This is a genomic window from Oceanobacillus sojae, from assembly GCF_007991515.1.
Taxonomy (GTDB): Bacteria; Bacillota; Bacilli; order Bacillales; family Amphibacillaceae; genus Oceanobacillus; species Oceanobacillus sojae.
Genome location: NZ_BJYM01000026.1, coordinates 1 through 12,369, shown reverse-complemented (window position 1 = coordinate 12,369; position 12,369 = coordinate 1). Strand labels below are relative to the sequence as shown.

The following is a 12,369-nucleotide window of genomic DNA, read 5'->3' as shown; positions in this document are numbered from 1 at the left end:
ACTTTAATTTAAAGAGTATTTAAAGGAGGGTGCTATGTCTAAACAATATCAAAATTTACTTGCTGGAAAATTGTACAAAACAGATGATAAAATTCAAAGCATAAAAAATAAAGGCAGATATTTATCCAGACTTTTTAATGAGACGACAGAGGAAGAAAACATTGAAAGGAAGAATTTAATTAAACAACTATTTGGAAGCACAGGGGAAAACTATACTGTAAAACCGCCATTTTATTGCAGTCATGGTGTACATATTTTCGTGGGGGATAATTTCTTTTGTAATTTCAATTGTATTTTTCTGGACTTAAATACGATTCATATTGGTAATAATGTTGCGATTGGCCCAAGAGTCAGCATTTATACTGCTCTTCATCCAATTGACCGGAGTATAAGGAATACAGGTTTAGAATATGCACTGCCAGTTACCATAGAGGATGATGTTTGGATAGCAGGAGATGTTGTAATTAATCCGGGAGTAACAATAGGAGAAGGCAGCATTATCGGCTCTGGATCTGTTGTGACAAAGAGCATTCCCAAAAATGTGATTGCCATGGGAAATCCTTGCAGAGTTCACAGGGAAATTACAGAAGAAGATAAAAAGCAATGGGAAGTGATGTACGAAGAGTATCAAGAAAGTATTGAATAAAACTTCCTACATTAAAATATACTGTACAAGCTGGCTAAAGAGTTTGCTTCCAGAAATTTTATTTGCTATTATCATTAATATATACTTATTAAACCTATTTAATAAGTATATACTTACTTTTTAAACAGATTAAATAAGTGTGTGATATAGGAGGCATTGAATTATGGAATCCAGCCCAAAATCTATGAAGAAAACAATCCAGATAAGCATTCGTAAAGCTCTTTTAGAACTGGGAAGTGCTACCAAGGTTGAACTTAATGACTATTTAGAAATAAGTTTCCCTACCATAAGCAAGTTCCTTACTCAAATGGAGAAAGAAGGGGAAATCTTATCTGCAGGATTCGATAATTCAAGCGGAGGTAGAAGAGCAAAACGCTATAAATATAATCCTGAGCATATGTTAGGTCTGGCTATTTTTTTAGAGGAAAAAGAAATAAATTATATTATTTTCAATTGTTATGGAGAACTAAAAGATAAAGGAACAAATACTGGTATTTCAGATTTAAATTCTTTCACTAAATGTATTCAGGACATAACAAATCAGTACAATAAAATCAGTTCATTATCCATTGGTGTACCGGGATCTGTTGATAATGAGCGTATTTTCTATATTCCAGATTACAAGCATCTTCAAAATGTAGATTTAAAAGGATACTTGGAGGATTATTTCTCTATTCCTGTAGTGGTAGAGAACGATATGAATGCAGCAGTGCTTGGATATTACAATCGTTTAAAAATCAAAGAAAACAAATCAGTTGTCTATTTATATTTAGGTAAAAATGGACCGGGTGCCGGAACGATAGTTAATGGCATTGTTTTGCGGGGCAGCACGAACTTTTCAGGAGAAATTTCATTCGTGCCGCAATATGATGATAAGCGTTTCTGGCAAACCTTAAGTGAAAATAAAATGAATACTTCCCCGGTACATAAGGATTATATGATTGATGTCATAAGCAGACTGGTGGCATCATTTACGGCCATCATAAACCCTCATATGATTATTTTTTGTAACGAAGAAGTAGAACAAGAAACATTAAATAGAATTGAAGAATGTAGTTCCGGATATATTCCGTCAGAACATCTACCTGACCTCGCTCTAAGCGATTGGAAACGGGACTATTTATATGGATTACAAAGTCTTGGATTAGATCTCATGATAAAAGAGACGGTCTAAAAAGGAGAGAAAAAGAATGAAAATTGAACATGTGGCGATTTGGGTCAAGGATTTAGAAAAAATGAAGAATTTTTATGAAACATATTTTCATGTGGATACAAGTGCTAAATACCATAATGAAAAGAAGGAATTTGAGTCTTATTTTTTAACATTTGATGAATCGGCACGTTTAGAAATTATGCGTAAAACAGGCATTGATAAAACAAGTACAACGGAACATCTGGGCTGGGCTCACATTGCTATTTCACTGGGAGATAAGGAGCTCGTTGACCAAATGACCGCCAGATTGAAAAAGGATGGTTACCCACTCGTAAATGGTCCACGTGTCACTGGGGATGGCTATTACGAAAGTGTCATTGAAGACCCTGAAGGAAATCTTATCGAACTGACAGTTTAACCGAAAATAACTTCCAACGCCTTTTTAGTTACAGAATTTATCTTATAGGGAGAAGAGAAGATGAGGACAGAAAAGGAAAAGATGTTGTGTGGAGAATTATGTGATGCTGCCGAACCGGAATTACACGGGGAAAGACAATATGCAAGAAAAATGACCAGATTATTCAATGACTCACATGAAGAAGATGGAAATATTAGAAGTGCATTATTAAAAAATATATTTGGCGCTACTGGAAATAACCTGAGTGTACGACCGCCGTTCCGTTGTGATTATGGCTATAATATACACGTCGGTGAAAATTTTTACGCTAATTATGATTGTGTGTTCCTGGATGTATGTGAAATCCGTATAGGTGACAACTGTTTTATTGCACCGGGAGTACATATTTATACAGCAAGCCATCCCTTAGATGCAGAAGAAAGGATTTCCGGTGCAGAGTATGGGATCCCGGTATCTATTGGTCATAATGTATGGATTGGCGGAAGATCTGTTATAAATCCCGGTGTCACAATAGGAAATAATGTGGTGATTGCTTCGGGTTCCATCGTAATAAAAGACGTACCCGATAATGTTTTGGTTGGTGGAAATCCAGCAAAATTAATTAAAAGAATTAATTAATTGTATTCCGTAAAAAAGTATCAAGGAGCATATGAAGATGAAAACAGAAAAAGAGAAAATGTTAGCTGGAGAAATGTACGATCCTGAGGATCTCGTTTTATTAAAAGATCGTAAAGAAGCGAGAGAGAAGATTCGGATATACAATCAAACCTTAGAAACGGAAGAAGAAAAGCGGACGGGATTATTGAAGGAACTACTTGGTTCAACTGGGGAAAATGTATATATGGAGCCAAATGTAAGATTTGATTATGGATACAACACGCATGTAGGAGAAAACTTTTTCGCAAACTTTGATTGTACTATTTTAGATGTTTGTGAAGTTCGGTTTGGAGATAATTGCCTGCTCGCGCCAGGAGTGCAAATTTACACTGCAACTCATCCAATTGAGCCAATAGAGCGTAATTCAGGAAAAGAATATGCAAAGCCAATTACTATTGGAAATAATGTATGGATTGGAGGAAGTGCGGTAATTAACCCGGGAGTGACTGTTGGAGATAATGCTGTTATTGCATCAGGGGCAGTGGTTGTGAAGGATGTTCCAGATAATGCTGTTGTAGGTGGAAATCCGGCCAGGGTTATTAAAATGATTGACGATGTAGCAGGTGAAAAAGTATCGGAAAGCATTCTCACGTAAAAAGGGGAAAAATATTAGATGTATTTTTGCAGTACATCAAGTGATGTCTATGTGGTAACATGCCTTTTGAGTATTAAAGCATCAAGTGATATTAAGCTGCTGCTTTTGGGTCTCTTATTCAATCCTCAAAATTATATCATCATGAGTAGGGCGCGTTCCCTTAGTATTTATCCAAGTCTAATATGATGGATAAAACAAATTGATATCATTCCTTACCCGAAATCCCTGTCATTCTATTTTTGACGGGGATTATCTTTTAAAATTGAATTAATCTGAGTTCTAAATTATATACAACAGATGGCTTAGCCTACTTAGGCTTTATCGGATTTCTTACCTCAAAAAGCTATTAAAAAAATACGAATACTTTTTTTTAGCATATGATATACTGTTAGACAATATCCGATATAAATTGTAAAAAATTCAAATTATGAGAATTGAATTTTCAGAAGATAGTATGGAGAAGATTTCTTTTTAAAATGGTATGGTAAAAATATTTAGTGTGTTTTTAGGAAGTAAAAGAGGCTGTAAAGTCTCTTTTAAACAAGCTATTGAACATGCAATATTATTATGGTTAAATCATAGAGCCTGAATAAGCGCCAAGTAATCTTGAAAGAACAGTGAAATTTCAATAAAGGAGATTCAAGCTATGAGTCGTATTCTGATTGTGGATGATGAGAAGGATGAAAGAAGCGTCATTCGTTTCCTGTTAAAAAAATTTAATTTCGAATTAGAAATAGTGGAAGCGGCAAATGGGAAAGAAGCTTTGGAGGAGTTGATGAGAAGCCCTGCTGATATTTTACTTACTGATGTGAAAATGCCTTTTGTAGACGGAATGGAATTAGCAACGAAAGCAAGAGAGCACTATGATGATATGGAAATTATTTTTTTTAGCGGCCATGATGATTTCAGTTTTGTGAAGAAAGCGCTGACATTAAGAGCTGATAATTATATATTAAAGCCTGTTAAACCAGAAGAGTTTAAACAGACAATGACAGAAGTAATGAGGAATATTAGAAAACATAAGGATGAACAGGAAAAAAAAGAAGCAAATCAACAATTTATAAAAAAGCATATTCTATATCGTTTATTAAATCAAACGCCGGTAGAGGTATTACAAAATGAATATCCTTTCCTAAGCTTTGATTTTTTGAATGATTATCATCGGATGATTCTTGTTCATTCTGATACTGCTTTTTTGGATAGTTTGTTTGAAGAAGAAAATGAATATTTTTATGAGTTAATAAGGAAAGTCACATTAGACAGTAAATACGACGTAATCAATCTAAATCCTTTTCAAATTGTCCTGCTATTTAAAGATAATCCAAATAGCTTCATTACATATAAGCAGGCTGCGAAGCAAATACAGCAAAAAATTCAGGAAACGTATGGCATCAGCTGTGTTCTATCAGTAAGTAATCATATGAACAATCCAGTTCAGATGGCTCAAACGTATTGTGAATTAGAAGGCTACTTAAAAGATCGTTTTTTTTATTCAGATGTTTTTATTTATCCAATTGATACACCGTTAACAGATAGTCAAGAGTATAAAGAGTACGAGTATTTATTAGAAGAAATGGAAAGAGCGATTCAGCAGGCGAATACAGTAGAGTTAGAGAAAAAGATAAACCTAATTATCCAAAAGTACGATAAAAGTACAAAGACTTCACAGGGGTATCTCCGCTTCTTGTTCGCGCGGGTGCTGCAGCTGTTTTTTCAGACACTGCCGGAATACAGTAAAGACAGTATGAATAGATACATTGAATTAATTTACTCCTATAAGCATTTCTCTGCTATCAAACAAACTTTATTAGAAGTGCAAAGGGAAGTAATAAATAGATTAGAAGAAGAAAAGAATTCACCAAAGCATGTCATTGATATAGTGAAACAATATATTATAGAGAATATAGAACAGGACTTAGGGTTAGATATGTTAGCGGAAAAAGTATACTTAACGCCGGGTTATTTAAGTGATAAATTCAAACAAGAGACCGGGTCGGGAATTAATAAATATATTAAACAGGTGAGGATGAATAAGGCGGAGGAATTACTAAGTAATACTAATATGAAAGTGAACAATATTAGTAAAGCAATCGGCTATAAAAATGATTCCTACTTTATTAGGATTTTTAGAGAGCATTTCGGCGTCAGCCCGAAGAAGTATCGGGATATGAAAAGAGTATAAAGGTGAAGTGAATGTAATGAATCTTTTTAAACGAGGCTTTATTAATTTAAAATTCCGGAAAAAAGTATTATTGATATGTATTGTTGCAAGCTGCTTGCCTATTATTACATTAGGAAGTATATGGTATTATCAAGTACAAGATTTATTAGTTACCCGTGAAAACGAAAACCTTTCCGAAGCTTTAAACCAGTCCATTTTGAATATAGATTATAAGCTCAATAATTATATTACCGTTATTAATCAAATTGTATGGAATGATGAAATTAAAAATGGATTAACAGCAGAGTATAACAATAATTTTGAAATGTATAAGTTTTATAATGATACATTGGCTCCTTTGTTGGTTACCCCTCCGACTTTACAGACGGACATTGATTCTATTACCATCTATACGGACAATCAAATGAATCCTTATGGCCAATTGCTCAGACCGTTGGCAGACATTAATCAAAATAGCTGGTTTGGCAACATCATGGATTCGAATCAGCCTAATTTGATAGCATCATCGGAGGATGAAACATTTAAGCTGATTTATAAAATATTTGATGAGAGCAGAAAGTTTAATAATATTGTTCAAATGGAAATAAATTATCAGCAGTTTTTTGCTTCCATGCCGAGTTTATTTGAAGAGGATTATGGTGTCGTTATTTTTGATAACGAAAAGAAGCCAGTTTATTCATATGAAACGTTTTCCGATACAAACCTGGCAGGTCAATTCCTATCTTCAGAGTTAGCTGAGAATAAGGATTCACTGGAAGGTAATTTTGTTCTCCAACAGGATGAATTACCGTCCTATGGATGGACTGTTTATTTATATCGGCCAACGGATATTATTTCTGCTGCCACGCTTCCGATGAGAATAACGGTTGTATTGGTTATCTTTTTAAGCATTGCAATTATGGCAGTATCTATTTACCTGCTGGCAAAAGTTGTGGTTAGACCACTGGAAAAGCTGTCGAAAAATATGGAAAAGATAGAAAAAGGGGATTTAACGGTTTCCGTCTTTAATAGCGGTACGGATGAAATCGGGAGTTTAATTAAACAATTTGGGAATATGGTCAACAAATTAAAAGATATGATTAATCAGGTATATAAGAGCAAAATTGCTCAGCAGGAATATGAAATGAAAGCTTTACAGGCACAAATTAATCCGCATTTTTTCTACAATAGTCTTTCATTAATTAATAGTAAGGCTATTATGGCTGAACAAGAGGATATAAGCCAGATGGCTCAGCATCTGTCCACTTTTTATCGGACCACTTTAAATAAAGGGAAAAGTATTGTAGAGGTGGAAAAAGAACTTGAAAATGTGATTTCTTATATAAATATTCAACAATTGATGCATTCGAATTCATTTGATGTATACTATGAGCTGGACAAATCAACCTATCATTATACTATGCTAAATTTGCTCTTACAGCCCTTAGTAGAAAATGCCATTAATCATGGTATAGATCATAAAGAAAGTTCTGATCGCGGGAAATTGATTATCAAATTAAAAAGGATAGAGAACACTTTGGAATTTTCTGTGTTTGATAATGGCGCAGGAATAGACCCAACGAAGCTACAGTCCATTTTGACTACTGAAACAGAAGGATATGGTGTTAGAAATGTCCATAACAGAGTGCAATTATATTATAGTTCTTGCTACGGTTTAACGTATGAAAGTGAGAAGGGTCACTATACGAAGGTAACGTTGGTTATACCAATTGTCCACGGGGAAGCACAATCGTTTCACCATGTAAGAGAATAGGAGAAAACTCCACAAAATAGTTGTGGGGTTTTTTAATTCCAGAGTTTAAATAATAGGAGGTTCCGGAAAATAGGATATGAAAACGGATTATTTGATATTTCGCATGAATCAGACATCAATTAAAATAAAATTATACGAAATCAATGGCCATGATTTTGCTCTGGAAAGACAAAATAATAAGGGGGATTACATGAAATGAAAACGGATTCATTAAGAAGGATGAAATTGCTATTAATCTTATTACTGCTTACTAGTGCACTAGCTGCATGTGTACAGAAATCTTCCAATGAAGGGGAAACAACTACAGAAGATGGTAAGGTTATTATAAATATTGGACGTTCGGTTGGTTCAAATCCTAAATTACCTGAAGGGGATACCTTTGAAGATAATGCCTATACTCGTGCCGCAGAAGAACAATTAGATATTGATATTCGGAATGCTTTTGAGGCAGAGGGCGCAGACTATGACAGGCAGGTAGCCTTGGCTATTTCTTCTGGGGATTTACCAGATATGATGATCGTTTCCCGAGAAGAGTTAAAAGATTTAGTCGATAATGATTTAATTGAAGATTTAACGGATGTATATGAAGATAATGCAAGCGATTACATTAAAGAAACCTATGCCAGTTATGATAATCGGCCTTTGGAAGATGCAACTTTTGATGGCAGTCTGATGGCAATTCCGGGAACTGAATCGTTGGCAGCTCCGCAAATGACTTGGATACGTGAGGATTGGTTAGAAGAATTAGATTTATCTATAGATGAGGATGGAGATCGTCTTATTACTTTGGATGAATTAGAAGAAGTTGCCAAAACTTTCATTGAAAAAGATCCAGGAGATTCTGGCAACCCGGTTGGAATACCTTTTGAAAATTATCTGAATGCTGGAGATTATGGTTCATTTACGATGAATTCTATTGCAGCGGTTTTTGAGGGACAGCCTAAAAGATATTTAATAGAAGATGATGGCAGTATTACTTATGGATCGACATCAGAAGGTACAAAACAAGCACTTGAATTAATGAATAACTGGTTTGAGGAAGGTATCATTGACCCGCAATTTGGAACGAGATCATTTGACGACATTATGGCATTACTTACAAATGGTCAAACAGGTATCGCAACGGGTCCTTGGCATATACCAGACTGGGGATTATCGAATGTCAGGGAGATGGATAATAACGCAAGATTTGCAGCTTATGTATTAGCTGATGACGAGGGGAGAGTAAACGTACCTGAACAGAAAACAACAGGCGGCAGTTTTATAGTTGTCAGAAAAGGATATGAGCATCCAGAAAAAGCAGTTCAAATGTTGAACTTCTTTTATGATGATATTGAAAATACAACGGAAGAGGACATGGAAAGTACGTTTCCTGAGGTAGCAGAATATTTGGAACAGGGTGTAGATGATTCGACGAAACCATTTAATATCGTAGTTCTTCCTATGCAGACATATTTGGAAGATTATCAAGATGTTCAAGCTGTTTTGAATGAGGAGATGGCTGTTGAAGAAATTACTAATTCTCAAGTTAGACAGAAGTTAAAAGGGATTGAAGAATATATAGAAAATCCTGAAGACACTTCAACGGGCAACTGGTCCAGCTATCATTCCCGTATTGTAGGGTGGGGGCTAATGAATAAGGTGACAGAGGAAGATCGATTTAATTGGGCAGAAGCAGCTTATGTTGTTAATACACCAACTATGGAGCAAAAAGGTGCTAATTTAATAAAGCTAGAAGAAGAGGACTTTATTAAGATTATAACAGGAGCAGAGCCAATTGATTATTTCGATACGTTTGTTGATAAATGGAATAACCAAGGCGGTAAGGAGATTCTGGAAGAAATAGAAGAAGAGCTGGCTCAACAAGAATAGATAGGAAAGAGGGGCTGATAAACAGCCCCTCTGTTAAAAAGGGGGGACGGAGGTTGGCAGTAAATAATCAGGTTGCACCTGCACGTGATCGGAAGAAAGATGTAAAAAAAGCGAAATTAACCTATCACGCTATGCTAGCGCCAGGAATGATTTTCTTACTTATTTTTAGTTTTGCGCCAATGTTTGGGATTATCATGGCTTTTCAAGATTTTGTGCCGGCAAAAGGTTTCTTTGGCTCGGAATTTGTAGGACTGGAACATTTTAAATATATGTTCAACCTGCCTGATATTGGAAAAGTGTTTCGAAATACAATTGTGATTGCATTAGGAAAGATTATTTTTGGTTCTTTACTGGCAATTGCATTTGCGATTTTACTAAATGAAATTCGTTTAAAATTGGTTAAAAAATCTGTACAGACAATTGTTTACTTACCTCATTTCTTATCATGGGTGGTTTTGGCGACGGTAGTAGTCAATTTATTTAGTCTGGATGGAACGGTTAATCAAATTTTGCATTCGTTCGGTCTGGATAGAATTAATTTTCTTGGAAGTAATACATGGTTCCAGCCCTTATTAATCGGGTCGGATGTCTGGAAAGAGTTTGGCTTTAACTCAGTAATTTATTTAGCGGCTATTGCTTCTGTGGATCCGGGTCTGCACGAAGCTGCCAGTATAGATGGAGCAAATTGGTGGAAGCGTGTTTGGCATATTACCTTACCAGGGATGCTGCCGATTATCCTGCTCTTGGCGATTTTAAGTTTGCCAAATGTATTAGAAGGCGGCTTTGATCAGGTATATAATCTCTATTCTCCGATTGTATATGAAACTGGAGATACGATTGATACCTACGTATACAGGGAAGGTTTAGTTGGACGGGATTACAGTTTTGGAGCGGCTGTAGGTTTGTTTAGATCCGTAATCGGTTTGATTCTAATACTGTCAGCTAATAATGCAGCTAAAAAATTCACAGAAAGAAAATTATTCTAAGGGGGAGTATAGATGATACAAGGAAATAGTCTCTCCACAAAAATTGGGAAATTTATCATTTATTTTATTGTTATTTCTTTGGGGTTAGTTTGTCTATTACCCTTGTGGAATATCGTTGCCATATCCTTCAGTGGCGGGGCAGCAGTGGCAGCCAATATAGTTGGGCTTACGCCGGTCAATTTCTCGACAAAGGCTTATGAAATGATTATGGAGGATGCACAATTCTGGAGATCATTCTTTATATCTGTACAACGCGTGGTGCTTGCTTTGGCAATTAACCTGATACTGATTGTGTTAATGGCTTATCCATTATCAAAAACAAAACGCGAATTTAAGAGTAGAAATATTTATATGAATATTATTATTTTTGCGATGTTATTTAGCGGCGGGCTAATTCCGACATATATTGTAATCAGAAATCTGAATTTATTGGATACAATTTGGGTGTTAGTTTTACCAGGGGCGGTGCCAATTTTTAGTGTGATTTTAATCATGAATTTTTTCGTCGGTGTACCAAAATCCCTGGAAGAAGCAGCGGTTATTGACGGTGCCAGTCCACTGCAAATATTATTTAAAGTCTATATTCCGGTATCTTTGCCGGCTCTGGCAACAGTGGCATTGTTTAGTATTGTAGGTAACTGGAATGATTTTATGTCGGGGCTGATTTATATGAGTCAAGTAAGTAATTACCCGATTATGACCTATATTCAGTCTCTTACAATTGATATCGCTGAATTAGTGAGATCTGGCACAAGCAGCGACGCACTGCAGAATATTGCAGAAGTACAGAACCGTAATCTTAATGCTGCCAAAATAGTAATTTCTACTATTCCTTTATTGTTAATTTATCCTTTTCTTCAAAAATACTTTGTTACAGGTATTGTTGTAGGATCTGTTAAAGAATAGTGTCAACAGGGGGCGAACAAAACATGAATAGTATTTTAAGTATAGATGGTCCAGTGTATCACTTTTTGTCTAGAGCAGTAGAATTAATTTTATTAAATATATTGTTTCTCCTTTGTTGTTTGCCAATTGTTACAATTGGTGCTTCCCTCACTGCCATGTTTTCCATCACATTGAAAATGGTCAGAGGGGAAGAGGGTGGAATAATTAGCGGATTTTGGCTGGCATTTAAAAAAAATTTTAAACAAAGCACGCTTGTATGGGGATTTTTATCTTTATTCGGTATGATTTTAGCCTTAAATTATTTCTTTCTACAATTCTATACAGGAGATTTTTCGACGTTAATTTTAATGAGTTTAGTCATGTTCTCGATGATTTTCTGCATGTATCTTGTATTGATTTTTCCTTATATTGCACGTTATAAATGTACTATAAAGCAAGCATGCGTCAATGTATTAAAATTAGGTATAGCTAATCTTTATCCAACATTACTAATTATAGCTATTACACTTGGTCCAACTATTTTAATGTTTTATTCGCCGTATGTATTCGTAATAAAATTATATTTAGATATTTTTATCGGTTTTTCTTTAATTACTTATATTAGCTCCTTTTTGATTAGAAATATGTTTGAAAAGTATGAGGGATAACATTTTTTAATCTATTCCTGTTAAAAAATTCTGTCCAGACATGACACAAATAAGATAATACGAGGAGAATAAATATGAATATAGTTGTATGGAATGAAAATAGACACGAAAAAACAAATGAAACAGTAGCTTCTATTTATCCAGATGGTATTCATGGAGCTATCGCCAACTTTTTAAAAGAAGCAGGACATGATGTCACAACAGCTACTCTGGATGAACCGGAACATGGGTTGACTGAAGAATTATTAGAGAAGACAGATGTTTTAATATGGTGGGGGCATATGGCGCACGGAGAAGTGCAGGATGACATAATTGAGAGGGCCAAGCAGCGTGTTTTAGATGGTATGGGATTAATTGCACTTCATTCAGCGCATTTTTCTAAAATATTTAAATCCTTAATGGGTACAGGCTGTGATTTAAAATGGCGTGAATCGAACGATAAAGAGCGTGTTTGGAATGTGGACCCATCTCACCCAATCGCCAGGGGCGTTGGTGAATATTTTGAAATTGAAAAAGAAGAAATGTATGGAGAGCATTTTGATATTCCTGCACCT

12 protein-coding genes are annotated in these 12,369 nt (G+C 35.2%); all 12 read left to right on the top strand.

Going from position 1 to position 12,369, the window contains the following annotated elements; genetic code table 11:
* Window positions 1-34: 34 nt before the first annotated feature.
* Window positions 35-646, top strand: a complete 612-nt coding sequence (locus tag OSO01_RS21565) for a sugar O-acetyltransferase (RefSeq protein ID WP_147212533.1) — start codon at window positions 35-37, stop codon at window positions 644-646.
* Between the two features lie 163 nt (window positions 647-809).
* The gene (locus tag OSO01_RS21560; protein ID WP_147212532.1) at window positions 810-1,820 is read left to right on the top strand and encodes an ROK family protein; all 1,011 of its coding nucleotides are present in this window, start codon (window positions 810-812) and stop codon (window positions 1,818-1,820) included.
* Between the two features lie 16 nt (window positions 1,821-1,836).
* A complete protein-coding gene (locus tag OSO01_RS21555) occupies window positions 1,837-2,217 on the top strand; it encodes a VOC family protein (protein ID WP_147212531.1) in 381 nt (126 codons plus the stop codon).
* 60 nt (window positions 2,218-2,277) lie between these two features.
* Window positions 2,278-2,835 (top strand): maltose acetyltransferase domain-containing protein, encoded by a 558-nt coding sequence (locus tag OSO01_RS21550; RefSeq protein WP_147212530.1) that lies wholly within the window; start codon window positions 2,278-2,280, stop codon window positions 2,833-2,835.
* Window positions 2,836-2,872: 37 nt separating this feature from the next.
* Window positions 2,873-3,469, top strand: coding sequence for a sugar O-acetyltransferase (locus OSO01_RS21545; protein ID WP_147212529.1), 597 nt, complete (start codon window positions 2,873-2,875; stop codon window positions 3,467-3,469).
* A 646-nt stretch (window positions 3,470-4,115) separates the two neighbouring features.
* The gene (locus OSO01_RS21540; protein WP_147212528.1) at window positions 4,116-5,651 is read left to right on the top strand and encodes a response regulator transcription factor; all 1,536 of its coding nucleotides are present in this window, start codon (window positions 4,116-4,118) and stop codon (window positions 5,649-5,651) included.
* A 16-nt stretch (window positions 5,652-5,667) separates the two neighbouring features.
* Window positions 5,668-7,404 carry a sensor histidine kinase gene (locus OSO01_RS21535; RefSeq protein ID WP_147212527.1) on the top strand — a complete coding sequence of 579 codons (1,737 nt, stop codon included), beginning with the start codon at window positions 5,668-5,670 and terminating at the stop codon, window positions 7,402-7,404.
* A gap of 195 nt (window positions 7,405-7,599) precedes the next feature.
* Window positions 7,600-9,276, top strand: coding sequence for an extracellular solute-binding protein (locus OSO01_RS21530; RefSeq protein WP_147212526.1), 1,677 nt, complete (start codon window positions 7,600-7,602; stop codon window positions 9,274-9,276).
* A gap of 131 nt (window positions 9,277-9,407) precedes the next feature.
* Window positions 9,408-10,262 (top strand): ABC transporter permease, encoded by an 855-nt coding sequence (locus OSO01_RS21525; RefSeq protein ID WP_147212570.1) that lies wholly within the window; start codon window positions 9,408-9,410, stop codon window positions 10,260-10,262.
* 12 nt (window positions 10,263-10,274) lie between these two features.
* Window positions 10,275-11,168, top strand: coding sequence for a carbohydrate ABC transporter permease (locus OSO01_RS21520; RefSeq protein ID WP_147212525.1), 894 nt, complete (start codon window positions 10,275-10,277; stop codon window positions 11,166-11,168).
* Between the two features lie 23 nt (window positions 11,169-11,191).
* The gene (locus tag OSO01_RS21515) at window positions 11,192-11,815 is read left to right on the top strand and encodes a YesL family protein (protein WP_147212524.1); all 624 of its coding nucleotides are present in this window, start codon (window positions 11,192-11,194) and stop codon (window positions 11,813-11,815) included.
* A gap of 74 nt (window positions 11,816-11,889) precedes the next feature.
* A partial coding sequence (locus tag OSO01_RS21510; protein ID WP_147212523.1) for a ThuA domain-containing protein occupies window positions 11,890-12,369 on the top strand: 480 nt, incomplete at its 3' end.